The sequence below is a fragment of the Streptomyces sp. NPDC046870 genome, from assembly GCF_040704595.1.
Taxonomy (GTDB): domain Bacteria; phylum Actinomycetota; class Actinomycetes; order Streptomycetales; family Streptomycetaceae; genus Streptomyces; species Streptomyces argyrophylli.
In genome coordinates this window covers 758,844-783,844 of sequence record NZ_JBEYXM010000001.1, presented here as the reverse complement: position 1 = coordinate 783,844, position 25,001 = coordinate 758,844, and the positions used below count along the sequence as shown (strand labels likewise).

Sequence of the window (25,001 nt, the reverse complement as noted above, 5' to 3'; positions counted from 1 at the left end):
GACCCAGGGATTCCGGCAACCGGTCCGGCCGCGGGCGCGGTTGGCCGCGTGCGGCGATCGCCCCGCCCGTGACCTGCCCCGACACCGTGGGCAACGCCCGGATGACGGGCCGGTTGCGTTCCGGCGCACGACACGTTCACGTGACGCGCGGAACACGCTTACGCAACAAGGCCGTCTTCAAGACTTGACACCCGGCCTGGCACCAACGAGTCTTCCGGCATGCCGCGTGGGAGCGGTCCCACAGGGCGACCGGGGCTCTCTTCCGTTCGGATCGAACCACTCATGGCCTTCCCCTCTACCTTGCATGGCGCACCTTTGACCAGCACCTTTCCACGCACTCCGTGTGCTGTCGGCCAGCCGCTGCTCGAACCGAGAGGGCAGGTCCGGACCGCCGTGTCCGGCGGTCCGATTCCTGAGGTCCCGTTGCCCACTGGAACAAGGAGTAGTGGAATGCGCATCACCCGTACCGGCGGTGGTCACGGCCGCAGAACGGCGACACTGGCCACGACGGTCCTGACGGCCTCCGCGCTGCTGCTGACCGGTTGCAGCAGCGACGACGACTCGGACAGCTCGGACGCCAACGGGAACATCACCCTCAAGGTGGCGGACTTCGGACAGTTCGGCTACAAGGAGGCCGGACTGTTCGCCAAGTACCACGAGCTGCACCCGAACATCACGGTCAAGGAAGAGACCACCGCCAACGAGCAGGACTACTACCCGAAGCTCCTTCAGCAGCTGAACACGGGCAGCGGCCTCGCCGACGTCACGGGCATCGAAGTCGGGCGCATCAAGGAGGTCGTGGACACCCAGGCGGGCAAGTTCGCCGACCTCAGCAAGACGATCAACGTGAACGACTGGGTCTCCTGGAAGGAGAAGCAGGCCACCGCCAAGGACGGCACGGTGATCGGCGCCGGTACCGACATCGGCCCCATGTCCCTGTGCTACCGCAAGGACCTCTTCCAGAAGGCGGGCCTGCCCAGCGACCGCGAGGCCGTCGCCAAGGCCGTCGCCGGCGGCTGGGAGGACTACCTCAAGCTCGGCGAGCAGTACAAGAAGAAGGCGCCCTCCGGCACTTACTTCATGGACTCCGCGTCCGCCATGTACAACGCGGTCGTCAGCTCCTCCTCCAAGCAGTACTACGACACCGACGGCAAGCCGGTCTACAAGGACAGCCCGTCCGTGCAGCAGGGCTGGAACCTGGCCGCCGAGGCCGCCGACAAGAAGCTGACCCAGGGCCTGCCGCAGTTCACCGACGCCTGGACCGCGGCGCTCCGCAAGGGCACCGTGGCCACCGTGGCCTGCCCCGCCTGGATGGCCGCCCAGATCTCCGTCAACTCCGGCGACTCCTTCAAGGGCAAGTGGGACATCTCCCGCGCCCCCGGCTCGACCGCGGCCAACTGGGGCGGCTCCTTCCTCGCCGTCCCGAAGGGCGGCAAGCACGTCAAGGAGGCCACGGAGCTCGTCAAGTGGCTGACCGCCCCGGAGCAGCAGGCCGCGGTGTTCAAGGCGATCGGCGTCTTCCCGTCCAACAAGGGCGCCTACGAGCTGGCCGACGTGAAGAACGCCAAGCTGCCGTACTTCAGTGACGCCCCCATCGGCCAGATCTACGCCGAGGAGGCCAAGTCCATCCCCGAGGCGGTGCTCGGCGCGAAGGACGGCGTGATCAAGGACACGATCTCCAACCAGATCAACAACATGGAGAAGCGGGGCACCAAGCCCGCCGACGCGTGGAAGGCCGCGACCGACTCGATCGACAAGGCGCTCGGCTAGCCGTACCGGGTGCGGGGCCCCACCGGCCGGCCGCACCCGTCCGCGCTCGACCACGTGAGCGGTGCCCGACGGCGGGCGCCGCCCACGGCACCACCCGGCGGGACCCGGCAGCCGACGGCCGGGCTCCGCCTCACACGCACGTCAGGCCGCGGCGTGGGCCGTCCGCCACCGTACCGATCCGCGCGGGGAGGGGCGGACCGACCCCGGTCCCCGAACGCGCTTCCCGCCCACCCGGCCGAAACCTCCAGGGAAGGACTCCCTCCGTGGCAACGACAACCCCCGCCCGGGGCGCCTACACCCCGCCGCCCGGCGGCACCGGTGCCGCGTCGAACGGACGCGGCACCTGGCGCAGCCGGCTGTGGCGCTTCGACGACAAGGCCTCGCCGTACGCCTACATAGCCCCCTTCTTCCTGATCTTCGGCGCCTTCGGGCTCTACCCACTCCTGTACACGGGCTGGATCGCCCTGCACCGGGTGGAGATGACGAACCTGGACCAGTCCCAGTGGGTCGGCTGGGACAACTTCGCCAAGATCCTCCAGGACTCCGAGTTCTGGACGGCCGTCACCAACACCTTCGTCATCGGTGTCATCTCCACCGTCCCGCAGCTGCTCGTGGCGCTGGGCCTGGCCCATCTGCTCAACTACAAGCTGCGCGCCAGCACCTTCTGGCGGACCGTCATCCTCACCCCGTACGCCACCTCGGTGGCCACGGCCGCCCTGGTCTTCGCCCTGGTCTTCCGCGCGGACGGCGGCATCCTCAACTGGGTGCTGCACTTCTTCGGCGCCGGCAACACCGACTGGGGCAACGGGGAGTGGACCTCCAAGATCGCCATCTCGGTCATCATCATCTGGCGGTGGACCGGCTACAACGCCCTCATCTACCTGGCGGCCATGCAGGCGGTCCCCACCGACCTGTACGAGGCGGCCTCCATCGACGGGGCGAGCCGGTGGCAGCAGTTCCGCAAGGTGACCATCCCCTCGCTGCGGCCCACGATCCTGTTCACCATCGTGATCTCCACCATCGGCTCGATGCAGCTGTTCGGTGAGCCGCTGCTGCTCCAGGGCGGCACCCTCGGCTCGATCGGCGGCAGCGAGCACCAGTACGAGACGCTCAGCATCTACCTCTTCAACTACGGCTGGAAGCTGGGCCACCTGGGTCCGGCGGCGGCCGTGGCCTGGGCCATGCTCGTCCTGCTGCTGCTCATCGCCCTGATCAACTGGATCGTCGGCCGGTTCATGCGCAAGAGCGCGGCCTGACGGGAGCGACATCGATGACCACGACCAGTCCCACCACGACCGCGCCGGACCTCGCCCCGGCACCGCTTCCCACCGCCCCCGGAAAGGGCCGTGGCCGCTTCAAGATGGGAGCCGGCCAGCAGCTCAGGGGCGGTCCGTTCACCTACGTCGCCCTCGTCGTCGTCGGCCTCGGCTCGATCTTCCCGCTGTACTGGACCCTGGTGGCCGCCTCGCACGACCAGCAGCGGGTCCTGGACACCCCGCCGCCGCTCCTGCCGGGCGGCCGGCTGTGGAGCAACCTCCAGGCGGCCTGGGACCAGGCCCACCTGGGCAAGGCCATCGTCAACAGCGTCATCGTGGCCGGCTGCATCACCGTCGCCACCCTGTTCTTCTGCACGCTCGCCGGCTACGCCTTCGCCAAGATGCGCTTCCGGGGCCGTGGTGTGCTGATGACCGCCGTGATCGCCACGCTCACGATCCCGCCGCAGCTCAGCGTCGTCCCGCTGTTCATGATGATGTCGGACATCGGGTGGGGCGGGAAGCTGGAGTCGGTGATCTTCCCGACCCTGGTCGGCGCCTTCGGCGTCTTCTTCATGCGCCAGTACCTGATCGAGGCCCTGCCGTACGAGCTGATCGAGGCGGCCAAGGTCGACGGGGCGAGCAACATCCGCATCGTGTGGAGCGTGGTGCTGCCCGTGGCCCGGCCCGCGATGATGGTGCTGGGCATGCTCACCTTCGTCCAGGCGTGGAACGACTTCTTCTGGCCCTTCCTCGCGCTGAACCAGGAGAACCCCACCATCCAGGTGGCGCTCGGCCAGCTCAGCGCCTCCTACACCCCCGACCAGAGCATCGTCATGGCCGGTGCGCTGATCAGCACCCTGCCGCTGCTGCTGGTCTTCGTCGTCTTCGGCAAGCAGATCGTCGGAGGGATCATGGCGGGCGCCGTCAAGGGCTGAGCCCAGCCGGTGCCGCGGGGCCGGCCGCCACGGCGCCGGCCCCGCCCCTCCCGAGGCCGGCGTGCGCCGCGTCCCGTCGGCCCGCCGCCGTGTCCGGTCCGGTACCGCCCGCACAGGCCGCCCCGCAGCGGGCCGTACCGGACCGGGCGCCACCCGCCCGCGCCCTGCGCCCTCCCACCCCCTTCACTCCCGGACCGCCGTCCGGCGTCCGTTTCTCACCCCCTTTGGGAGCGTTCTCACCATGACCGCCGTACGACCCGAGACCACGGCCCAGCCGGCCTCGGACACCTCCTTCCCGACCGGCTTCGTCTGGGGTGCCGCCACCGCCGCCTACCAGGTGGAGGGCGCCGCCGCCGAGGACGGCCGCACCCCCTCCATCTGGGACACCTTCAGCCACACTCCCGGCAAGGTGCGCAACGGCGACACCGGTGACATCGCCGCCGACCACTACCACCGGTACCGCGACGACGTCGCCCTGATGAAGGAACTCGGCCTCAAGGCCTACCGCTTCTCCGTCTCCTGGTCCCGGGTGCAGCCCACCGGCCGGGGACCCGCCGTCGAGCGCGGCCTGGACTTCTACCGCCGCCTCACCGACGAGCTCCTGGAGGCGGGCATCACGCCCGTCGCCACCCTCTACCACTGGGACCTGCCGCAGGAGCTGGAGGACGTCGGCGGCTGGCCGCACCGCGACACCGCCCACCGCTTCGCCGACTACGCCGACATCATGGCCCGCGCCCTCGGCGACCGGGTCGGCGTGTGGACCACCCTCAACGAACCGTGGTGCTCGGCGTTCCTCGGCTACGGTTCCGGCGTGCACGCGCCGGGGCGGACCGACCCGGCCGCCACCCTGCGCGCCGCGCACCACCTGAACCTGGCCCACGGCCAGGCCGTCGGCGCGCTGCGCGCCGTCCTGCCGGCGTCCGCGCAGACCTCCATCACCCTGAACCTGCACCAGGTGCGCCCGCTCACCGACAGCCCCGGGGACGCCGAGGCCGCGCGCCGCATCGACGCGGTCGGCAACCGGATCTTCACCGGTCCCCTCCTGGACGGCGCCTACCCCGAGGACCTGCTGGCCGACACCGCGCACCTGGTCGACTGGGCGGAGCTGGTGCACGACGGGGACCTGACGGAGATCTCCCGTCCGATCGACGTGCTCGGCGTCAACTACTACTCGCCGACCGTGGTCTCCCTGCCCGCCGACGGCTCCGCCAGCACCCGCAACGACGGCCACGGCGCCAGCGACCACTCCCCGTGGACCGGCTCCGAGCACGTCGCCTTCCACCTCGCCAACGACGACCTGACCGCGATGAACTGGGCCATCGACGCGAGCGGACTGCACACCCTGCTGACCGGGCTGGCGGCCTCGCACCCGCAGCTGCCGCTGATGGTCACCGAGAACGGCGCCGCCTTCGACGACTACGTCTCCCCGGAGGGACGGGTCAACGACCCGCAGCGGATCGCCTACCTCCACTCCCACCTGGACGCCGTGCGCCGTGCCATCGCCGACGGCGCCGACGTGCGCGGCTACTTCCTGTGGTCGCTGCTGGACAACTTCGAGTGGTCCTACGGCTATTCGAAGCGTTTCGGCGCCGTCTACGTCGACTACGCCACCCAGCGCCGCATCCCCAAGGCCAGCGCCCACTGGTACGCCGGCGTGATCCGCGACAACGCCCTGCCCGCCTGACCCACGCCCGCGGCGGGCACGGCCGGGAGGCACCGGCCGTGCCCGCGGCCGCGGACGGAAGCGGAAGCGCCCCGGTCACGGCTGTTACATTCCTGGCCTGAACGGCGGTGAACGGAAGGCGGCGACCATGGCAGGCAACGCTGGGAGAGGCCGGGGCGGCCGGCGGCCGACCCTGGAAGAGGTCGCCGCCCGGGCCGGGGTCGGGCGGGGCACCGTCTCCCGGGTCATCAACGGCTCGCCCCGGGTCAGCGACGCCACCCGCGCCGCGGTGGAGGCGGCCGTCGCCGAACTCGGCTACGTCCCCAACACCGCCGCCCGCGCCCTCGCGGCCAACCGCACCGACGCCATCGCGCTGGTCGTCCCCGAACCGGAGACCCGGTTCTTCGCCGAGCCGTACTTCTCCGACATGCTGCGCGGGGTCGGCGCCGAACTCTCCGACACCGAGATGCAGTTGCTGCTGATCTTCGCCGGCAGCGACCGCGAGCGGCAGCGCCTGGCCCAGTACCTGGCGGCCCACCGCGTCGACGGGGTCCTGCTGGTCTCCGTGCACGCCGACGACCCGCTCCCGGACCTGCTCGCCCAGCTGGAGATCCCGGCCGTGATCAGCGGCCCCCGCTCGGCGGCCGAGTCGCTCCCCTCCGTGGACTCCGACAACTACGGCGGCGCCCGCTCGGCGGTGGAGCACCTGCTGGGCCGGGGCCGCCGCCGGATCGCGCACATCACCGGCCGCCTGGACGTCTACGGCGCCCAGCGCCGCGTCGACGGCTACCGCGACGCCCTGCGCGACGCGGGCCACCCGGTGGACGAACTCCTCATCGTGCCGGGTGACTTCACCGACGAGGGCGGGCGCCGGGCGATGACGACCCTGCTGTCCCGCCACCCCGACCTGGACGCCGTCTTCGCGGGCTCGGACGTGATGGCGGCCGGGGCCCGGCAGGTGCTCCGCGAGGCGGGCCGCCGCGTCCCCGACGACGTCGCGCTGGTCGGGTACGACGACTCCGCCATCGCCCGGCACATGGACCCGCCGCTCACCAGCGTCCGCCAGCCCATCGAGGAGATGGGCCGCGCGATGATCGACCTCCTCCTCACGGAGATCGCCGACCGCCGCCCGGCGGCGTCCCGGGGCGCCGACCGCCACCAGGCGGTCCTGCCGACGGAACTGGTGGTCCGGACGTCGTCGTGACGTCTCCCGCCGGCCGGGCACCCGTGCCCGCCCCGTGCGGGACGCCGGCGCGCGGGGGCGTCCGGACAACGAGAACAGCCGGTGACCCGTCTCACGACGGAGTCACCGGCTGATCACTCAGGGTGAGTGACGGGACTCGAACCCGCGACATCCTGGACCACAACCAGGTGCTCTACCAGCTGAGCTACACCCACCACGACCGGCTGTTCGAGGAGTGTCGTCCCCGACCGGCCGAGAAGAAGTCTACAGGGTCCGAAGGGGTGCTCGCGCACAGGTTTGCGCGCGGCGCCGGCGGCGCCTACCGGGCGGGCAGGACGTGCTTGGCGGCGATCGCCTTGGCGGTGTCGGAGTCCGGCCCGGGCTGCGGCACGAAGATGGCCTCGCGGTAGTAGCGCAGCTCGGCGATCGACTCGCGGATGTCGGCGAGGGCCCGGTGGTTGCCGTTCTTCTCCGGACTGTTGAAGTACGCCCGCGGGTACCAGCGGCGGGCCAGCTCCTTGACCGAGGAGACGTCGACGATGCGGTAGTGGAGGTAGTCCTCCAGGGTCGGCATGTCCCTCAGGAGGAAGCCGCGGTCGGTGCCGACCGAGTTGCCGCACAGCGGGGCCTTGCCGGGCTCCTTCACGTGCTCCCGGACGTAGGCGAGGACCTGTGCCTCGGCGTCCTCCAGGGTCGTGCCGCCCTCCAGCTCGGCGAGCAGCCCGGACGCGGTGTGCATCCGACGCACCACCTCCGGCATCGTCTCCAGTGCCCGGTCCGGCGGGCGGATGACGATGTCCACCCCCTCGCCGAGTACGTTCAGCTCGGAGTCGGTGACGAGGGCGGCCACCTCGATGAGAGCGTCGTCGGACAGCGAGAGGCCGGTCATCTCGCAGTCGATCCACACCATGCGATCGTTCATGCGACCACCCTAAAGCGGGCCTGGGCTTTTGCGTGCCCCTGTGCTCCGCGGGAAGTGGCGCGAGGGCGTCAGGGGGACGGGATGCTCCCGTCCCCCTTTCCGCCGTGCTCAGTTACCGCTGCGTGGACCCGGCAGCAGGCCCACCGCGCCCGCCGTGGCACGGCGGCTCTGCAGGGGCACCCCGCTGTCCCGGTGCTCGTGCAGCACGGGGGCCGGGCCGACCGGGCCGGGGCCGGACAGGCCCGCGGGCGCGCCCTGCTGGCCGGCCGGCGGTACGGCCGCCTCCGCCTCACCCGGCTTGTCGCCCTGCGGCCTGCGGGCCCGGTAGGCGGCCCGGTAGGCGGCGGGGGACGAGCCGAGCTGGCGGCGGAAGTGGCCGCGCAGGGCCACCGGCGAGCGGAACCCGCACCGGCCCGCCACCTCGTCCACGGAGTAGTCCGACGTCTCCAGCAGACGCTGGGCCTGGAGCACGCGCTGTGTGATCAGCCACTGCAGCGGCGCGCTGCCCGTCAGCGAACGGAACCGGCGGTCGAACGTACGGCGGCTCATGTAGGCGCGTGCCGCCAGCGTCTCCACGTCGAACTGCTCGTGGAGGTGTTCCAGCGCCCAGGCGACGACCTCGGCGAGCGGGTCGGCGCCGATCTCCTCCGGTAAAGACCGGTCGAGGTAGCGCTCCTGGCCGCCCGACCGGCGCGGCGGGACCACCAGGCGCCGGGCGAGCGCGCCGGCCGCCTCGTTGCCGTGGTCCGTCCGCACGATGTGCAGACAGAGATCGATTCCGGCCGCCGTGCCCGCGCTCGTCAGCACGTCGCCGTCGTCGACGAACAGCTCGCGTGGATCGACGTGCACCGACGGGTAGCGCTTGGCCAGCGTCGGCGCGTACATCCAGTGCGTGGTCGCCGGGCGGCCGTCCAGCAGTCCGGCCGCCGCGAGCACGAACGCGCCCGTGCACAGCCCGACGATGCGGGCGCCCTCCTCGTGTGCGCGGCGCAGCGCGTCCAGTGCTTCCTCCGGCGGCGGCGAGGTGATCGAACGCCAGGCCGGTACGACGACCGTCCCGGCGCGTGAGATCGCCTCCAGCCCATGCGGCGCGGTGAGTTCCAGGCCCCCTGTGGTCCGCAGCGGGCCCTCCTCGCCGGCACACACCAGAAGGCGGTAGCGCGGCACGCCGGCGTCCTGGCGGTCGATCCCGAACACCGACAACGGTATGGAACTCTCGAAGATGGGGCCGCCGCTGAACAGCAGCACCGCGACGATCTCCTTGCGGCGTCGCCCGGACAGCTTCCGGGCTGCGGCGTCCGGCGAGGCAGTGGAGTCGTGGCTCATACTGCTAAGCCCCCCTCGGTGGTCGCGGCTCCTCGGTTGTGTCGCTCCTGCACGTTTCCCCTCGGTCCTGCACGAGTCCCCCGCCGTAAGACAGTCAAGATCGAATCTACTGGCTCCCGCGGTCGTGCGGTGACCAGTTCCACACGCGGCACATTGTCGACATGACAACTTGGCGTGAAGCATTCGATCACGAAGCGTTGCACTCGCGAGGCGTGCAGGGAAGTGCGCCTTGTGGCAGTGGCCAAACCGCGTAGGGTGCGCAGCAGCCCGTAGACCCTTTCCGTGCAGGTGGAACGGGGGTTGGGGGGTGGTTCGGGCCCCTCCTGGTCGATATCCAGAAGTTGGCTGAAAACCAGCGTTCGTAGGTATGGAAACAGGTCAGTCGACCGGTGTCTGCTCCCGGGTGTGACGTCCGCCTCTTTGCGCGGCGCAACGCTCGGCGCAGCGCTCGGAGCGGCGCAGCAGCACCCGGCAGGCCGCCGTGACGGCGGCGAGGCCCAGCGCGGTGCCCATGGCGCCGGCCAGCGAGGTGCCGTACCAGAGCAGGACCACGGGCACGAGCACGCAGCTGAAGACGGCCCAGCGGATCACATCGCTCGCGCTGTCCGGTGCGGGGCGCGGGTCGCGGCGGGGTCGGGCTCCGGGCATCTCGTACTCCCTGTGGCGGTGGTTCACCCCGGTTCAACGTCCGTCCGACCGGTCGGTCACCGAACGCGCATCTGTGAACGCTGTGCAAACCGCCTGTACGGGGCAGCAACCATTGCGTTACGGGCGCGGCTCGTGCATGCTCCGGTGAACCCCTACGGACGTCGGGGACCGCTCACGGAGCGTGCGCGGGATCTGGGCTCAGGAGGCGTGCGGCCGTACCCTTGGGGGTATGGGCTTGGGAAGATGTTTCCCGGACACAGCTCCGCAGCACGCTTCCGCAGCACACTGTCGTCCCATCCATAAAGGATCACAACGCCGAGACAGCCATGGCCGGTCACGAATTCTCCGAACCCGCGGACCGCAAGCGGCCGGTCGCCGACCCCACGGCGGCCGATCCCCTGGCGGCGGCCGAGTCACGCCCCTCCTGCGACCCCGCCTTCCGGCACGGAGTCGTCGTCGGCTTCGACGGCTCCACCTCCAGTGAGCGCGCCCTCGCCTACGCGATCGGCATGGCCCACCGTTCCCGTTCCGGCCTGATCATCGTGCACGTCGCCAACCGGCTGCCCACCACGGTGTGGGCAGGCTGTGAGCCGCCCGTCTTCGTGGACGTGCCGGACCACCGCACGGAGGTCCTGGGGCTGGAGCTGGCCTGCGCGGACTATCTGGCCGAGGTTCCGTGGATCCTGGTCGAGCGGGGCGGGGACATCTGTCACGAGCTGGAGGAGGTCGGCCGCGAGTACGAGGCCGACGCGATCGTGGTCGGCTCCACGCACGGCATCGTCGGCCGGATCTTCGGCTCGGTCGCGGGGCGGCTCGCCAAGCGGGCCAAGCGGCCCGTGATCGTCATCCCCTGACCCCTGACGTCCCCCTCGCATCCCCCTGACGTCTCACGCTTCGTCAACTCCCTTTGTGTAGCGGGAAACTACTCGTGCGTAGAGGTGGTTTGTGCCCTTGTGAAGGGCATATACCGGTCACCGCACAACTGCACATGCACGAAGGGAGCCCGCCGTGGACAATGACGTCTCCGCGGGAAGCGTGAGCACCACCGTGGTCGGCCGACTGGCCCTGGCGATCACCTTGCTGGCATTCGGGCTCGGCACGACCGGTGTCATCGACGGCGTGGGTGCCTCCGACGCCGTGACCGTGGCCCACTACGTGGGCGGGGTCGCCCTCTTCCTCGTCGGCCTGCTGGCCCTGCGTGACGGCGCCTCCGGCGTGGGGTACGCCGTCCTCGGCGCCCTGTGGTTCACCTGGGCCGTGTCGGACCCCGGCTCGGCCAACGCGGCCGGACTCTTCCTGCTGCTGTTCGCCCTGGTCGCCCTCACACTGACCGTCGCCGGCGGGGACACCCTCGGTCAGCTCACGCACGGGCTGCTGTTCCTGGCGATGGTGGTGCTGGCCGTGGCGGCCTTCGCCGACAGCTCCGCCCTCGCGAAGGCCGGGGGATGGGTGGCCGTCGTCTCGGGGGCGGTGGCCTGGTACGCGGCGACGGCGGCGCTCGCCCACTGGCCGACGGCCCTTCCGGGACGTGCTGCGGGCCGGGGGGTGACGGCCGCCGGCTGAGATCGTGCAGCACGAAGGGACCCCCACGTGAGAGGTGGCCACGTGGGGGTCCGTTCTGTCCGCTACTCCACCGTCACCGACTTGGCGAGATTGCGGGGCTTGTCTATGTCCCGGCCCAGGGCCTTCGCCGTGTGGTACGCCAGGAGCTGGAGGGGGATGCCCATCAGGATCGGGTCCAGCTCGTCCTCGTTCTTCGGGACGAGGATCGTCTGGTCCGCCTTCTCCTGGTGCCGGTGGGCCACCGCCAGGATCTTGCCCTCGCGGGCCTTGATCTCCTCCAGGGCCGCGCGGTTCTTCTCCAGCAGGTCGTCGTCGGGGACGATCGCGACCGTGGGCAGGGCCGGCTCGATGAGGGCCAGCGGGCCGTGCTTCAGCTCGGAGGCGGGGTAGGCCTCGGCGTGGATGTAGGAGACCTCCTTGAGCTTCAGGGAGGCCTCGCGGGCCACCGGGTAGCCCCGGACGCGGCCGATGAAGAGCATCGAGCGGGCGTCGGCGTAGCTCTCCGCCAGCTTCTTGATCTCCTCCTCCTGCTCCAGGATCTCGGTGATCTGCTGCGGCAGCCTGCGCAGGCCCTCGATGATCCGCTTGCCGTCGCGCACCGAGAGGTCGCGGGTGCGGCCCAGGTGCAGGGCGAGCAGCGCGAAGGCGACCGTGGTGTTGGTGAAGCACTTCGTGGAGACCACGCAGACCTCGGGGCCCGCGTGCACGTAGATGCCGCCGTCGGCCTCGCGGGCGATCGCGGAGCCGACGACGTTGACCACGCCGAGGACCCGCGCGCCCTTGCGCTTGAGCTCCTGCACGGCGGCCAGCACGTCGTACGTCTCACCGGACTGCGAGACCGCGATGTACAGGGTGTCGGGGTCGACGACCGCGTTGCGGTAGCGGAACTCGGAGGCGGGCTCGGCGTCGGCGGGGATGCGTGCCAGCTCCTCGATCATCTGGGCGCCGATCATGCCCGCGTGGTACGAGGTGCCGCAGCCGAGGATCTTCACGCGGCGGATCTGCCGGGCCTCGCGGGCGTCCAGGTTGAGGCCGCCGAGGTGCACGGTGGAGAACCGGTCGTCGATGCGGCCGCGCAGCACGCGGTCCACGGCGTCGGCCTGCTCGTGGATCTCCTTGTGCATGTACGTGTCGTGGCCGCCCATGTCGTAGGAGGCCGCCTCCCACTCCACGGTGGTCGGCTCGGCCGAGGTGCGGGTGCCCTCGGTGGTGTACGTGCGGAAGTCGTCGACCTTGAGGGTGGCCATCTCGCCGTCGTCCAGCGTCACTATCTGCCGGGTGTGGGCGACCAGGGCGGCGATGTCCGACGCGACGAACATCTCCTTCTCGCCGATGCCGAGGACGACCGGGGAGCCGTTGCGGGCCACCACGATGCGGTCGGAGAAGTCGGCGTGCATGACCGCGATGCCGTACGTGCCCTCGACCACCCGCAGGGCCTCGCGGACCTTGTCCTCCAGCTTCTCGGCCTGCGAGCGGGCGATCAGGTGGGTGAGGACCTCGGTGTCGGTCTCGGAGAGGAACTCGACGCCGTCGGCCTCCAGCTTGCGGCGCAGGTCGGCGGCGTTGTCGATGATGCCGTTGTGGACGACGGCGACCTTGTTGTCGGCCGACATGTGCGGGTGGGCGTTCACGTCGGACGGGGCGCCGTGGGTGGCCCAGCGGGTGTGGGCGATGCCGGTGGTGCCCTTGAAGCGCGCCGGGACCTTGGCCTCCAGGTCGCGCACCCGGCCCTTGGCCTTGACCATCTTCAGGCCGGGCGTCTTCGGGGAGGTGACGACGACGCCCGCGGAGTCGTAGCCGCGGTACTCCAGGCGCTGGAGGCCCTCCAGGAGGAGGGGAGCGACGTCACGCTTCCCGATGTATCCGACAATTCCACACATGTATAGAGGTATCCCTTGGCTGTCGCTGGGCCGGGCTGTCGCCGGCCGGGTTCCGGCTGGTTTCAGCCGTAGACCATGCGGCGCAGCTGCCTGAGCGTCAGCTCCGGCGGCGCCACCGCCCGGTACTTCAGGTCCGCCCCGATCCGGTCGAAGATCTCCGCGTTCACCAGGCCCTGGGCCTGGAGTTCGCGGTGGCGGCGGCGGACGAACTCCTGGATCGTCTCGTCGAAGTAGGCGAGCACGTCCTGGACCACGCGCAGCGCCTCGCCCCGGCTGAGGGGCGTGGACCGCGTCAGGTGATCGAGAAGTTCGTCGTGCACCCGGTAGATCCTGGAGTACCGGCGCCTGTTTCGCAAGAATCGTGCCCGATTCCGGGCAAGCGACTGTTGAAACTCTTATGGGGCTCTGTTCGTGAGCTGTCCATCCTGTGTCCTGCGACTCGTTGCTCGAACAGACGAGTTTCAGACGCCATGGACATTCCTCGTATGGGAGTACCCGAGAAGCTGGCCGCGCGCATGAGCATGGCCGAACAGCACGAGTACCTGCGCGCCAGATTCTCGCGGCGCACCATGATCAGGGGCGGCGCGGTCACGCTCGGCGCCGTCGCGGGTGGCGCGTTCGTACCGGGCGCCACCGCCCAGGCGGCCGTGCCGACCCAGCGGACCGCCCCCGCCACCCAGCACGTCGACGGCGCCCTGGTCGCCCCCTTCGGCCGCCACCTCGCCTGGGGCAACGACCCGCGCACCGAGATCACCGTCTCCTGGCAGGTCCCGGTCGCCGTCAAGAAGCCGTTCATCCGCATCGGCGCCCACCCCTGGGACCTCTCGCGCAGGATCGACGCCGAGGTCCGCACCCTCTACACCCCGGCCGGCGTCGGCGCGAGCGGCGACCACACCCAGTACTACCTGCACGCCAAGCTGACCCACCTGCGCCCCGGCAAGACCTACTACTACGGCGTCGGCCACCAGGGCTTCGACCCGGCCCAGCCGCACCTGCTGGGCACGGTGGGCACGTTCACCACCGCCCCCGCCCACAAGGCGCCGTTCACCTTCACCGCCTTCGGCGACGAGGGCGTCGGCTACCACGGCCTGGCCAACAACAGCCTGCTGCTCGGCCAGAACCCGGCGTTCCACCTGCACGCCGGCGACATCGCCTACGCCGACCCGTCCGGCGCCGGCAAGACCGCCGACACCGGCTTCGACTCGCGCACCTGGGACTCCTTCCTCGCCCAGACCGAGTCGGTCGCCAAGCAGGTCCCGTGGATGCCCGCGTACGGCAACCACGACATGGAGGCCTGGTACTCGCCCAACGGCTACGGCGGCGAGGAGGCCCGCTGGAACCTCCCGGACAACGGCCCCGACAAGAAGAACCTGCCGGGCGTCTACTCCTTCGTCTACGGCAACACGGCGGTCATCTCGCTCGACGCCAACGACGTCTCCTTCGAGATCCCGGCGAACCTGGGCATATCCGGCGGAACCCAGACCAAGTGGCTGGAAGGCCAGCTGAAGAAGTACCGCGCCGCCAAGGACGTCGACTTCATCGTCGTCTTCTTCCACCACTGCGCCTACTGCACGTCCACCGCGCACGCGTCGGAGGGCGGTGTGCGCCAGGAGTGGGTGCCGCTGTTCGAGAAGTACACGGTGGACCTGGTCATCAACGGCCACAACCACCAGTACGAGCGCACCGACGTCATCAAGGCCGGCAAGGTCACCAGGAAGCTGCCGATCGGCGGAACGGCCTACCCCGAGACCGACGGTGTGGTCTACGTCACCGCGGGCGCCGCCGGCCGCAGCCTGTACGCGTTCTCCGCCCCGGACTCCTACGAGGGCCACGAGCACGAGACCGACTCCGTGGCCTCGTTCGTCAACACCAAGGACGGCAAGGTCAACGAGACCGTCGCCTGGTCCCGGGTGCGTTACCTCGACTACTCCTTCCTGCGCGTGGACGTCACGCCCGCGCCGAAGGGCCGGCAGACCACGCTGACGGTGTCGGGCATCGCCGAGACCGGCGACCGGATCGACCACTTCACGGTGTCCCGCAAGGCCAAGTAGGCCCCCGGCGGGCGGTCCCCACCGGCGCCTCACTCACAGGCGCTTGAGGACCGCCCGCTTGGCCAGGGCGAACTCCTCGTCCGTCAGCACCCCGTCACGGTGCAGCTCACCCAGCTCGCGCAGCCGGCGCAGCAGCGCGTCGTGGCCGTCCCCGGCGCCCTTTTCGGACGGCCGGGCAGCGTCCTGCCGTACGTCCGGCTCCGCCGCCGGGGGACGCGGAGCCGAGGGATGCGGCAGCCGCGCCTGCACCGCCGCCGCGACCAGGGCCATCAGCGGATCCCTCCTGAAGCCCCACAGCTCGACCGCGTTCGGGTCGTACTTGGCCGGTGCGGTGACCGGGGCGCCGCGCACGAGGAACCGCAGGTGCCCGTTCTCCAGTCCGGCCGCCGGCTGCCACTCGACGCCGGTGATGTCCGCGAGGGGGATCGTGCGCGGCCCTGCCGAGGCCTTGGCCTCCTCGGTCTTCCAGTTCCACTCCAGCCGCACCCGCTCCCCGTCGAAGCCCGCCGTGCCGTCCCCGGCCGACGCGGACACCGGCAGGGACGGGCCCGGCAGCAGATACCCGTCGGCCGGCTCCGGTGAAACCCCGTCCAGCAGCAGGGCGTTGCGCACCTCGTCGGCGACGTACTCGGCGACTCCGTACCGGTCGGGCTCCACCGTCAGCTGGTACGGGTCGTGCGGCTCGGCGAGCCGGCCCCCGGTGACGTGCAGCAGCGGGTCGGCGCCGGCGCGCAGCCGCAGCCTGAGCCGGCCCGACTTCCGGCCCTGTTCGAAGGACACGCCGGTCAAGGCGCCGAGCGGTACGATCAGTTCGCCCAGCTCGCGGCGGAGCAGGCCCACGTTCTTGTCCCGGCCCGGGGTGAGGCGCAGGGCGTCCCCGTCGAAGGCCCAAGTACCGTCCTTCTGGATGATTTCCGCCATGCGGGGATTGTTCCACCCGATCTGCGGGACAGTGGTCTCGACCAAGTCTGACGGTCACCCCTTCCGAAGGGAGCGCTTGTGAGACGGAACCACGGCACGACTCCCCGCCTGTCCCACGTCCTCGGGTCCCTGCTGCTGCTCGCCGCGGCCGGCGTCGTCACCCTCGGCGCGGACCGCACGGCGCAGGCCGCCGCCCCGACCCCCCTGGACCGGGTGGTCCCGGCCCCCGCCTCGGTCACGCCCGGCGGAACGCCGTACCGCATCACCCGCCAGACCCGCATCCGCGTCGACGGATCCGCCGAGGTCCGCCGCATCGGCGGCTACCTGGCCGGCCTGCTGCGCCCGGCCACCGGCTATCCGCTGCCCGTCACCGGCCACGGCGCCGGCGGCATCCGGCTCGGCCTCGCGCAGGGCGACTTCGGCGCCGAGGGCTACCGTCTGCACACCGACGCGGGCGGGGTCACCCTCACCGCGCGCACCCCCGCCGGCCTCTTCCACGGCGTGCAGACCCTGCGCCAGCTCCTCCCGGCGGCCGTCGAGAAGAAGACGGTCCAGCCCGGCCCCTGGCCGGTCGCCGGCGGCACCGTGCTGGACCGCCCCCGCTTCGCCTACCGGGGCGCCATGCTCGACGTCTCCCGGCACTTCTTCACGGTCGCCCAAGTCAAGCGGTACATCGACCAGTTGGCCCTGTACAAGGTCAACGAGCTGCATCTGCACCTCAGCGACGACCAGGGCTGGCGCATCGCGATCGACTCCTGGCCGCGCCTGGCCTCCTACGGCGGCTCGACCCAGGTCGGCGGCGGCCCGGGCGGTCACTACACCAAGGCCGACTACCGGGAGATCGTGCGGTACGCGGCCTCCCGCTACCTGGAGGTCGTGCCCGAGATCGACATGCCCGGCCACACCAACGCGGCCCTCGCCTCCTATGCCAGGCTCAACTGCGACGGCGTGGCACCCCCGCTGTACACCGGGACCGAGGTCGGCTTCAGCTCGCTGTGCGTGCCCGGGAAGGCCACCTACGACTTCGTGGACGACGTCGTCCGGGAGGTGGCCGCCCTCACCCCCGGCCGCTACCTGCACATCGGCGGCGACGAGGCGCACTCCACCAGCCACGCGGACTACGTGACGTTCATGGACCGGGTGCAGCCGGTCGTCGCCCGCTACGGCAAGACCGTCATCGGCTGGCACCAGCTCACCGGCGCGCACCCGGCGAAGGGCGCCCTCGCCCAGTACTGGGGCCTGGACGACACCAGCGCGGCGGAGAAGGCACGGGTCGCCGAGGCCGCCCGGAACGGCACGGGCCTGATCCTGTCCCCGGCCGACCGGACCTACCTCGACATGAAGTACACGCGCGACACCGGCCCCGGTCAGGACTGGGCGGGCCTGGTCGAGGTGAAGCGGTCCTACGACTGGGATCCGGGCGCCTATCTCGCCGGGGTGCCGGCCTCCGCGGTCCGGGGCGTCGAGGCGCCCCTGTGGACGGAGAACGTGACGGACACCGCCGAGATCGAGTACATGGCGTTCCCCCGGCTCGCCGGCGCGGCCGAGCTGGGCTGGTCACCGGCGGCCACCCACGACTGGACCGCCTACCGGGTGCGGCTGGCGGCCCAGGGCCCCCGCTGGGACGCCCTCGGCATCCACTACTACCGCTCGCCGCAGGTGCCCTGGCCGGCACGCTGACCGGAAGCCGGCGGGCACCCCGCGGGACCGTACCGCGAGGTGCCCGCCGGGGCCGCGGTGCCCTCAGAACCCGGCGATCGGGTTCTTGAGGGTGCCGACGAGCTGGAGCGCGCCGGACGGGTCGGCGAGGTCCACCATCTGCCTGTTGTCGCGCAGCTGGAGACGGTTCAGGCAGGACAGCGCGAACTCCGGGGCGAACATGTCGTACCGGCGGAACCTGTCGGCCAGGTGCGGGTTCGCCTCCTGGTACTCGCGGGTGACCTCCGCGACCGTGCGCCAGAAGCCGTCCTCCTCCAGGAGGCCCTCGGCGGCGAGGCGGGCGGCGAGGAAGCGGAAGAAGCAGTCGAAGACGTCCGTGAAGATCGACAGCAGTTTCCTGTCCTCGGGGACCTCGACGCGGATCCGCCGGACCTCCGGCGGCAGGGCCGCGTCCGGGTCCATGACGGCGATCTCCTCGGCGATGTCCTTGTAGACCGCCCGCTGCACGGCCCCGTCCCGCAGCACCAGGATCGTGTTCTCGCCGTGCGGCATGAACACCAGGTCGTAGGCGTAGAAGCTGTGCAGCAGCGGGGTGTAGTAGGCCCGCAGGTACTGCCGCAGCCACTGGGCGGGGGCCAGGCCCGAGCGTTCGATCAGGGCGCCCGCGAAGGAGGCGCCCTCCTCGTCCACGTGCAGCAGCGAGGCCATGGTGGCGAGGGTCTCGCCGTCCCGCAGCGAGGGCAGCGGGCTCTCCCGCCACAGCGCGGCGAGCATCTTGCGGTAGGGCGAGTAGCGGTCGGTGGCCCGCTCGTACTCCAGGTGCCGGTAGCCGACGGCGGCCCGCTCCCGGATGACGGACAGGCCCGTGGACCTCAGCACCGGGTCGCCGTCGATCAGCCGGGCCAGCCAGTCGTTGATGGCCGGGGTCGCCTCCATGTAGGCGGCGGACAGGCCGCGCATGAAGCCCATGTTGAGGACGGACAGGGCGGTCTTCACATAGTGCTTGTGTGGGTCGCTGGTGTTGAAGAAGGTGCGGATCGACTGCTGGGCCAGGTACTCGTCGTCGCCCTCGCCCAGGCAGACCAGGTGCCGGCGGGCCACCTCGGCGGCGAACGTGACGCTGAGCTTGTTCCACCACTGCCAGGGGTGGACCGGGATGAACAGGTAGTCGGCCGGGTCCAGCCCCTGGTCGGTGAGGACGGCACGGAACCGCTCCACCGTCTTCTCACCCAGCTCGCCCCGCAGGAACGACTCGTACTCGATCCCGGCACCGGCCGTGAACGCGGCCCGCGAGCGGTGCGCGGCCAGCCACACCAGCCGCACCGGGCTCGCCGTCTCCGGGGCGTACGACAGGTACTCGTGGACGCCGAAGCCGAGCCGCCCGTTGTTCGCGACGAAGCACGGGTGGCCCTCCGTCATCCCCGTCTCGATCGCCTGGAAGCCGCCGCGGGCCAGCTCCGCGGAGGTCACGCGGGGCTTGGTGAGCTTGTAGCAGGTGCTCGAGAGGGTGGAGGAGATCTCCTCCAGGTAGACCGGCAGGATCTCGTCGCTCAGTCCCAGCGACTCCTTCAGCTCGATGAAGAAGTCCAGTGCGGCCAGCGGAAGTTCGGTGCCCTCGCGGTGCCGGGTGAGGGAGCCGGCGTCGATCTCCCAGTGGTCCAGGGCCCGCCGCACGGCGCTGAACCGGTAGGCGGTGAGCCCGTCGTCGCTGCGGACGACGTACCGGCCGCCGTCCTCCTCGGGCGTGACCAGCCGCTCGTGCGCGAACTCGGCGAGCGCCTTGCGCAGCAGCAGCCGGTTGGCCGTCGCCCAGCGCTCGGGGGACAGATGGGCCACGGCGTCGGCGAGGCTCATGCGGTCACCGCCTTCTCGAACTGCTCGCGGGTGCAGAAGCTCAGCAAAGCCCGCTTCTCCGGTGTGTCGATCTCCCGCTCGGGCACGAACCCGACGGCCGCGTTCAGCGCGTGCACGGCCGTGTTGCGCACGTCCGGCTCGACGACGACCCGCCGCACCGCCGGGTCCTCGAAGAGACGGGCCATGACGGCGGTGATGACGGCCTTGGTGAACCCGTGCTCGGGGGTGTCGGTGGCCGGGGTCAGGAAGTGCATCCCGACATCGCCCGGCCGCGCCTCGTACAGCCCGGCCAGCTCCCGGTGCGCGGGGTCGTACGTCTCCATCAGGAAGACGGGCGTGCCGTCGCGCAGCCCGAGCAGCGCGTGGTGGTGCTCGTCCGCCGCTATCTCCCTGTAGGCGCGTTCAACGTCCTCCGGCCGCGCGTCCCGCATCATCCAGAAGGCCGCCTTGGGATGGGTGACCCAGGAGTGGAGCAGTCCGGCGTCCGTCGACGGGTCGACGGGACGGAAGGTGAAGGTCGTGGTCGTGGTCGTGGTCGTGCCGGTCATACCGCGAACTCCTGGAAGGCGATGGTCTTCTCCACCGGGTAGTACTCCGTGCCGAGCAGCTCACGGACGATGTACGCGTTGCGGTACGCGCCCATGCCCAGGTCGGGACTGGTGATGCTGTGCGTGTGGACGCCGGCGTTCTGGAGGAAGACCCCGCGGCCGGTGATGTCGATGGAGTAGTTCCGGGCGACGTCGAAGCGGCCGTGGCCGTCGAAGCGGAGCCGGCCCTGGACCGGGGCGAGGAAGGCCGGCGGGGTGTAGTGGTAGCCGGTGGCCAGGACCAGGCCCTCGCTGCGGATCTCGAAGTCCTTGTCCTGCTCGTCCTGGTGGAAGCCGAGGGTGTAGGTGCCGTCCTGGTACGCCGCCGTGCGCAGCGTGGAGTTGGTGAGCAGCCGGGTGGGGACCGGACGGTCGCCGCTCTCGACGTTCTTCTGGTACAGCAGGTCGAAGATCGCGTCGACGAGCTCCGAGTTGATGCCCTTGAACAGGCCCTTCTGCTGCTTCTCCAGCCGGTAGCGGGTCTCCTCGGGCAGCGCCCGGAAGTAGTCGACGTAGTCCGGGGAGGTCATCTCCAGGGTCAGTTTGGTGTACTCCAGCGGGAAGAACCGCGGGGAGCGGGTGACCCAGTTGAGCCGGTAGCCGTGGACGTCGATCCCGGCGAGCAGCTCGTGGTAGATCTCCGCCGCGCTCTGGCCGCTGCCGACGATGGTGATGGACTTCTTCTCCAGCAGCTCCGCCTTGCGGTGCATGTACTGGGAGGTGTGCAGGAAGTCGCCGCCCAGCCCCTGGCACGCCTGGGGCACGAAGGGGACCGTGCCGGTGCCGAGGACCAGGTGCCGGGCCCGGTAGGTGTCCCCGGCGCCGGTGCGGACGACGTACCGCTCGTCCTCGTACGTCACCTCGGTGACCGTGGTGCCGAAGCGGACGCTGCTCAGCTTGTTCGCGGCCCAGCGGCAGTAGTCGTCGTACTCGACCCGCAGCGGGTAGAAGTTCTCGCGGATGTAGAACGAGTACAGTCTGCCCTTCTCCTTCAGATAGTTCAGGAAGGAGTACGGCGAGGTCGGGTCGGCCAGGGTGACCAGGTCCGACATGAACGGGGTCTGGAGGTGGGCGCCGTCCAGGAACATGCCGGCGTGCCACTCGAAGTCGGGCTTGGACTCCAGGAAGACGCCGTCCAGTTCGGCGATCGGCTCGGTGAGGCAGGCGAGTCCGAGGTTGAAGGGGCCGAGCCCCACCCCCACGAAGTCGTAGGTCTTGCCGTGGGCTTCAGGACGCGCGGTCAAGGGACTCTCCCAGGTACTGCTCGGCGTGGCCGGCGATCAGATCGAGGACGGCGGCGATGTCGGCCGCCCGTGTCTCGGGGTTGAGCAGGGTGAACTTCAGGTAGTGGCGGCCGTCCACCTTGGTTCCCGCGACCACGGCGTCACCCGAGGCGAACAGGGCCTTGCGGGCGTGCAGGTTGGCGCGGTCGATCTCGGCGGGGTCGGTGACGGCGGCCGGGACGTAGCGGAAGACGAGGGTGGACAGGCTGGGCTCGACGACGACGTCGTAGCGGGGGTCGGCCGCGAGCAGCTCCCAGCCCTCCCGGGCCAGGTCGCACACCTCGTCGAAGAGCTGCCCGACGCCGTCGGCGCCCATCGTGCGCAGCGTCATCCACAGCTTGAGGGCGTCGAAACGGCGGGTGGTCTGGAGGGACTTGTCGACCTGGTTGGGAATGCGCTCCTGCACCATGCGGCGCGGGTTGAGGTACTCCGCGTGGTAGGTGGCGTGCCGCAGCGTGGCCGCGTCCCTGACCAGCACGGCGGAGGAACTGACCGGCTGGAAGAACGACTTGTGGTAGTCGACGGTGACGGAGTCGGCGCGCTCGATGCCCTCGATCCGGTCCCGGTACTTCAGGGAGGCGAGCAGCCCGCAGCCGTAGGCCGCGTCGACGTGCATCCACACGCCGTACTGGGCGCACAGCCCGGCGATCTCCGGGAGCGGGTCGATGGAGCCGAAGTCGGTGGTGCCGGCGGTGGCGACGACGGCCATGGGGACCAGGCCGTCCCGTGCGCAGCGCTCCAGCTCACGGGCGAGGGCGACCGTCTGCATGCGCTTGTCGTGGTCGACGGGGACGGTGACGACGGCGTCCGGCCCGAGTCCGAGCAGCGTCGCGGACTTCCTGACGCTGAAGTGGCCGGCCTCGGAGGCGAAGACGCGCAGTCGGCCGAGCGAGTGGCTCTTCGCCTCCTCCCGGGCCAGCAGCAGCGCCTGGAGGTTGGACTGGGTGCCGCCGGAGGTGAACACGCCGTCGGCGGCCGGGCCGAGACCGATGCGGGCGGCCGTCCAGTCGATGAGCTTGCGCTCGATGAGGGTGCCGCCGGCCGACTGGTCCCAGGTGTCCAGCGAGGAGTTGACCGCGGAGAGCACGGCTTCGCCGAGCACCGCCGGGATGACGACCGGGCAGTTGAGGTGGGCGAGGTAGCGGGGGTGGTGGAAGTAGACCGCGTCCCGGAGGTAGACGTCCTCCAGCTCGTCCAGGACGGCGGCGGTGTCGCCCAGCGGGCGGTCGAGGTCGATCGCGTCGATGGTGGGGGAGAGGGCGTCCACGGTGACGCCGGTGAACGGACGGTCGGTGGTGGCGAGTTTGGCCGCCACCCGCTCGACTCCTTCGGTCACGGAGCGGCGGTAGTGCTCCGCGGTGAGGCCATTGAGCAGGTGCGAGCGCATGTGGGGGTCCTCCGAGGGGACGGTCCGTGCGAGATCAACTTAGGTTAGCCTAACCTAACTTCTGGGGGGCGGGACATGCCGTGCCCCGTGACCGGTGTCACGGCACGTCAGTTCTGTTCCACGGCCCGGAGCTGTTCCTCCGTCATCCCCCGCCGCCAGTAGCCGACGAAGGTGACGCGCCGCCGGTCCACCCCGCGCTCGGCGACGAAGTGCCGCCGCAGCGCCTTCACCCGGCCCGACTCGCCGGCGATCCACACGTACGCCCGCTCCGCGTCCCGCAGGGGGGCGGCTCGTACGGCGTCGACGGTCATGGGGGACCCGTCGTGCCGTACGAGCCACGTGATCTCCGCGTCCGCCTCCGTGCGCACGTCCTGGATGTCACCGGCGTGCGGCACCTCCAGCCAGGCCCGGACCCGGGTGCCGGCGGGGAGGGCTTCGAGGATCGCGGTCGCGGCGGGTACGGCGGTCTCGTCGCCGCACAGCACGACGGGACCGGTGTCCCCGGGCGGACGGAACCGGATCGCCCGGTTGTCCGCGACGGCCGGGCCGAGCAGCAGCACCCGGTCACCGGCGGCGGCACGGGCGGCCCAGCGGGAGGCGGGGCCGGCGGGTGTGGCCGCGCCCGGTTCCACGCCGTGCAGGGCGAAGTCGACGTCGATCTCGTCGGGGTCGCGGCGCAGTGCCCGGAGCGTGTACGAACGCATCACCGCCCGCACGTCGTCCGGGAGTTCCCGCCACCCCTGCCACCAGCCCTCGCCCAGTTCCAGCGGCACGACGGGGTCGGTCTGCCCGGGATGCGGCAGGAAGAGCGACAGGGACTGGTCCCGCCCGTCCGAGTGGAAGGCGTGCAGATCGGCTCCGCCGAAAGTGACCCGGAGCAGGGACGGACCGAGCCGCCTCGTCCGTACGACCTGGAGGGAGAAGAAACGGAACGGGGCGGCTACGGCCGTCGTCATGTGTGGCTCCTGAGGGTGGGGTTCAGGGCTTTGTCGGGGGTGCTCGCGGGTCAGCCGACCTTCCTGGCCTTCTCCAGGGCCTCCGCCAGGTTCGTCAGCAGCGGCACGCACTTGTCGTAGGACAGGATCGGCTCGGGGGACCGGGCGATGACCTGGCCCGCCTTGACCGCGGGCAGCTTCTTCCAGGTGGCCTTGGTGATGTCGGCGGGCTGGATGGCCGAGGTGCGGTCGTCCATCATGATGATGTCGGCCTGGTACTTGTCGACGTTCTCCCAGCTCAGCGACTCGTACCAGCCGCCGCCCTGCTTCTTGGCACTCTCCGGCGGCTCCACGAAGTTCACGCCGAGGGCCTTGAAGTACTCCAGGTCGATGGAGAGGTTGGTGCCGGACACGTAGAACAGCTGGTCGCTGGCGCTGCCGGCCATCACCTTGATGCCGGGCTTGGCCTTCGCGGCGGCGCGCAGCCGGGCGGCGGCGTCCTCGAACCGCTTCTTGGCGTCGGTGACCCTGGCGGCCTTCATGTCCGCGCCGAGCGATGCGGCGAGGTCCCACATGCGCTGGAGCGGCTCGGTGAGCCGGCGGTCGTAGACGGAGATGCCGACGCTCGGGGCCAGCTGGGCGATCTTCTTCTTCGACTCCTCGGGGACGTACCAGAGGGTGCCGGCGCCGTCGAACATCGTGGAGACGAGCACGTCCGGGGCGAGGGAGGCGTACTTCTCGACGCTGAACTGGCCCCAGGTGTTGCCGAGGACCGTCACCTTGCTGATGTCCATGTCGCCGGCCTGGACGTCCGGCTTGCCGGCGGCGGTCCTCGTCGGGCCGAAGACGCCCTTCACCTGGATGCCGTAGTCGTACAGCGCGGCGCCCACACCGGTGAACGCGACGATGTTCGCGGGGACCTTGTCCAGCTTCACGGTGGTGCCGCGGTCGTCCTTGAAGGACCAGGGTCCGGACGTGCCGGCCTTCGCCTCCGTGCCGGAGCCGCCGTCTTCGCCCTTGTCGTCCCCGCAGGCGGCGAGCGCGGCACCGAGTCCGAGGGCGCCGCCGGCGGCGAGCAGGCCGCGGCGAGTGAGGTGGGTGGCACGGGCTTGGGGCATGGGTATGACTGCTTTCGAACGGGGCGAAGCGCCCGCCGGACAAGTTCGAAGGTAGGTTAG

At 70.7% G+C, this 25,001-nt stretch carries 21 protein-coding genes and 1 tRNA gene; 9 read left to right on the top strand and 13 right to left on the bottom strand.

The window, feature by feature from the left end; all coding sequences use genetic code 11:
- The first annotated feature begins 450 nt into the window (after positions 1-450).
- The 5 genes from AB0946_RS03485 (at position 451) to AB0946_RS03465 (ending at position 6,828) form a co-directional block, all read left to right on the top strand.
- Positions 451-1,770 carry an extracellular solute-binding protein gene (locus tag AB0946_RS03485; protein WP_366758948.1) on the top strand — a complete coding sequence of 440 codons (1,320 nt, stop codon included), beginning with the start codon at positions 451-453 and terminating at the stop codon, positions 1,768-1,770.
- A gap of 263 nt (positions 1,771-2,033) precedes the next feature.
- A complete protein-coding gene (locus AB0946_RS03480) occupies positions 2,034-3,026 on the top strand; it encodes a sugar ABC transporter permease (protein ID WP_366758947.1) in 993 nt (330 codons plus the stop codon).
- 14 nt (positions 3,027-3,040) lie between these two features.
- Positions 3,041-3,961: a carbohydrate ABC transporter permease gene (locus tag AB0946_RS03475; RefSeq protein ID WP_366758946.1), complete on the top strand. Its 921-nt coding sequence runs from the start codon at positions 3,041-3,043 to the stop codon at positions 3,959-3,961.
- Between the two features lie 241 nt (positions 3,962-4,202).
- The gene (locus AB0946_RS03470; protein ID WP_366758945.1) at positions 4,203-5,645 is read left to right on the top strand and encodes a GH1 family beta-glucosidase; all 1,443 of its coding nucleotides are present in this window, start codon (positions 4,203-4,205) and stop codon (positions 5,643-5,645) included.
- Positions 5,646-5,772: 127 nt separating this feature from the next.
- Entirely contained in the window at positions 5,773-6,828 is a 1,056-nt protein-coding gene (locus AB0946_RS03465; protein ID WP_366758944.1) for a LacI family DNA-binding transcriptional regulator, read from the top strand.
- Between the two features lie 121 nt (positions 6,829-6,949).
- On the opposite strand, the gene AB0946_RS03460 is transcribed toward AB0946_RS03465, so the two are convergent.
- From AB0946_RS03460 to AB0946_RS03445, 4 genes are all read right to left on the bottom strand, one after another.
- Positions 6,950-7,022 (bottom strand) — tRNA-His (locus AB0946_RS03460).
- Between the two features lie 104 nt (positions 7,023-7,126).
- A complete protein-coding gene (gene orn, locus AB0946_RS03455; RefSeq protein WP_366758943.1) occupies positions 7,127-7,729 on the bottom strand; it encodes an oligoribonuclease in 603 nt (200 codons plus the stop codon).
- A gap of 108 nt (positions 7,730-7,837) precedes the next feature.
- Complete coding sequence (locus tag AB0946_RS03450; RefSeq protein ID WP_366758942.1) at positions 7,838-9,055, bottom strand: helix-turn-helix domain-containing protein; 1,218 nt, start codon at positions 9,053-9,055, stop codon at positions 7,838-7,840.
- Positions 9,056-9,433: 378 nt separating this feature from the next.
- Positions 9,434-9,703 carry a hypothetical protein gene (locus tag AB0946_RS03445; RefSeq protein ID WP_366758941.1) on the bottom strand — a complete coding sequence of 90 codons (270 nt, stop codon included), beginning with the start codon at positions 9,701-9,703 and terminating at the stop codon, positions 9,434-9,436.
- Between the two features lie 326 nt (positions 9,704-10,029).
- Between AB0946_RS03445 and AB0946_RS03440 the strand changes: the two genes are divergently transcribed.
- Complete coding sequence (locus tag AB0946_RS03440) at positions 10,030-10,557, top strand: universal stress protein (protein ID WP_171155963.1); 528 nt, start codon at positions 10,030-10,032, stop codon at positions 10,555-10,557.
- 154 nt (positions 10,558-10,711) lie between these two features.
- Positions 10,712-11,266 (top strand): hypothetical protein, encoded by a 555-nt coding sequence (locus AB0946_RS03435; protein WP_366758940.1) that lies wholly within the window; start codon positions 10,712-10,714, stop codon positions 11,264-11,266.
- A 62-nt stretch (positions 11,267-11,328) separates the two neighbouring features.
- On the opposite strand, the gene glmS is transcribed toward AB0946_RS03435, so the two are convergent.
- Together glmS and AB0946_RS03425 are read right to left on the bottom strand one after the other, a co-directional pair.
- Complete coding sequence (gene glmS / locus AB0946_RS03430) at positions 11,329-13,146, bottom strand: glutamine--fructose-6-phosphate transaminase (isomerizing) (protein WP_366758939.1); 1,818 nt, start codon at positions 13,144-13,146, stop codon at positions 11,329-11,331.
- Between the two features lie 62 nt (positions 13,147-13,208).
- A complete protein-coding gene (locus AB0946_RS03425; protein ID WP_366758938.1) occupies positions 13,209-13,466 on the bottom strand; it encodes a hypothetical protein in 258 nt (85 codons plus the stop codon).
- A gap of 165 nt (positions 13,467-13,631) precedes the next feature.
- Between AB0946_RS03425 and AB0946_RS03420 the strand changes: the two genes are divergently transcribed.
- Positions 13,632-15,197, top strand: a complete 1,566-nt coding sequence (locus AB0946_RS03420; protein WP_366758937.1) for a metallophosphoesterase family protein — start codon at positions 13,632-13,634, stop codon at positions 15,195-15,197.
- Positions 15,198-15,230: 33 nt separating this feature from the next.
- On the opposite strand, the gene AB0946_RS03415 is transcribed toward AB0946_RS03420, so the two are convergent.
- Positions 15,231-16,118, bottom strand: a complete 888-nt coding sequence (locus AB0946_RS03415) for a DUF4429 domain-containing protein (RefSeq protein ID WP_366758936.1) — start codon at positions 16,116-16,118, stop codon at positions 15,231-15,233.
- A gap of 78 nt (positions 16,119-16,196) precedes the next feature.
- Here AB0946_RS03415 and AB0946_RS03410 point away from each other — a divergent pair, with 78 nt between their 5' ends.
- Positions 16,197-17,798: a beta-N-acetylhexosaminidase gene (locus tag AB0946_RS03410; RefSeq protein WP_366758935.1), complete on the top strand. Its 1,602-nt coding sequence runs from the start codon at positions 16,197-16,199 to the stop codon at positions 17,796-17,798.
- Between the two features lie 63 nt (positions 17,799-17,861).
- Here the strand turns inward: AB0946_RS03410 and AB0946_RS03405 are convergent, their stop codons facing one another.
- The 6 genes from AB0946_RS03405 to AB0946_RS03380 form a co-directional block, all read right to left on the bottom strand.
- Positions 17,862-19,631 carry an IucA/IucC family siderophore biosynthesis protein gene (locus tag AB0946_RS03405; RefSeq protein ID WP_366758934.1) on the bottom strand — a complete coding sequence of 590 codons (1,770 nt, stop codon included), beginning with the start codon at positions 19,629-19,631 and terminating at the stop codon, positions 17,862-17,864.
- Positions 19,628-20,179: a GNAT family N-acetyltransferase gene (locus AB0946_RS03400; RefSeq protein ID WP_366758933.1), complete on the bottom strand. Its 552-nt coding sequence runs from the start codon at positions 20,177-20,179 to the stop codon at positions 19,628-19,630. The genes AB0946_RS03405 and AB0946_RS03400 overlap by 4 nt, the downstream gene beginning before the upstream one ends.
- Entirely contained in the window at positions 20,176-21,462 is a 1,287-nt protein-coding gene (locus AB0946_RS03395; RefSeq protein ID WP_366758932.1) for a lysine N(6)-hydroxylase/L-ornithine N(5)-oxygenase family protein, read from the bottom strand. Before AB0946_RS03395 ends, AB0946_RS03400 begins: the two co-directional genes overlap by 4 nt.
- Entirely contained in the window at positions 21,446-22,888 is a 1,443-nt protein-coding gene (desA, locus tag AB0946_RS03390) for a lysine decarboxylase DesA (RefSeq protein WP_366758931.1), read from the bottom strand. Before desA ends, AB0946_RS03395 begins: the two co-directional genes overlap by 17 nt.
- A 107-nt stretch (positions 22,889-22,995) precedes the next feature.
- On the bottom strand, positions 22,996-23,844 hold the full coding sequence (locus tag AB0946_RS03385) for a siderophore-interacting protein (RefSeq protein WP_366758930.1): 849 nt from the start codon (positions 23,842-23,844) through the stop codon (positions 22,996-22,998).
- Positions 23,845-23,894: 50 nt separating this feature from the next.
- Entirely contained in the window at positions 23,895-24,941 is a 1,047-nt protein-coding gene (locus AB0946_RS03380; RefSeq protein ID WP_366758929.1) for an ABC transporter substrate-binding protein, read from the bottom strand.
- Positions 24,942-25,001 lie beyond the last annotated feature (60 nt).

What these genes read in the sequence shown, in the direction of transcription:
- AB0946_RS03485 (WP_366758948.1), top strand. Translation starts at nt 451, where the DNA reads ATGCGCATCACCCGTACCGGCGGTGGTCACGGCCGCAGAACGGCGACA.
- AB0946_RS03475 (WP_366758946.1), top strand. Translation starts at nt 3,041, where the DNA reads ATGACCACGACCAGTCCCACCACGACCGCGCCGGACCTCGCCCCGGCA.
- AB0946_RS03470 (WP_366758945.1), top strand. Translation starts at nt 4,203, where the DNA reads ATGACCGCCGTACGACCCGAGACCACGGCCCAGCCGGCCTCGGACACC.
- AB0946_RS03465 (WP_366758944.1), top strand. Translation starts at nt 5,773, where the DNA reads ATGGCAGGCAACGCTGGGAGAGGCCGGGGCGGCCGGCGGCCGACCCTG.
- orn (WP_366758943.1), bottom strand. Translation starts at nt 7,729, where the DNA reads ATGAACGATCGCATGGTGTGGATCGACTGCGAGATGACCGGCCTCTCG.
- AB0946_RS03450 (WP_366758942.1), bottom strand. Translation starts at nt 9,055, where the DNA reads ATGAGCCACGACTCCACTGCCTCGCCGGACGCCGCAGCCCGGAAGCTG.
- AB0946_RS03445 (WP_366758941.1), bottom strand. Translation starts at nt 9,703, where the DNA reads ATGCCCGGAGCCCGACCCCGCCGCGACCCGCGCCCCGCACCGGACAGC.
- AB0946_RS03440 (WP_171155963.1), top strand. Translation starts at nt 10,030, where the DNA reads ATGGCCGGTCACGAATTCTCCGAACCCGCGGACCGCAAGCGGCCGGTC.
- glmS (WP_366758939.1), bottom strand. Translation starts at nt 13,146, where the DNA reads ATGTGTGGAATTGTCGGATACATCGGGAAGCGTGACGTCGCTCCCCTC.
- AB0946_RS03420 (WP_366758937.1), top strand. Translation starts at nt 13,632, where the DNA reads ATGGGAGTACCCGAGAAGCTGGCCGCGCGCATGAGCATGGCCGAACAG.
- AB0946_RS03415 (WP_366758936.1), bottom strand. Translation starts at nt 16,118, where the DNA reads ATGGCGGAAATCATCCAGAAGGACGGTACTTGGGCCTTCGACGGGGAC.
- AB0946_RS03405 (WP_366758934.1), bottom strand. Translation starts at nt 19,631, where the DNA reads ATGAGCCTCGCCGACGCCGTGGCCCATCTGTCCCCCGAGCGCTGGGCG.
- AB0946_RS03400 (WP_366758933.1), bottom strand. Translation starts at nt 20,179, where the DNA reads ATGACCGGCACGACCACGACCACGACCACGACCTTCACCTTCCGTCCC.
- desA (WP_366758931.1), bottom strand. Translation starts at nt 22,888, where the DNA reads ATGCGCTCGCACCTGCTCAATGGCCTCACCGCGGAGCACTACCGCCGC.
- AB0946_RS03385 (WP_366758930.1), bottom strand. Translation starts at nt 23,844, where the DNA reads ATGACGACGGCCGTAGCCGCCCCGTTCCGTTTCTTCTCCCTCCAGGTC.
- AB0946_RS03380 (WP_366758929.1), bottom strand. Translation starts at nt 24,941, where the DNA reads ATGCCCCAAGCCCGTGCCACCCACCTCACTCGCCGCGGCCTGCTCGCC.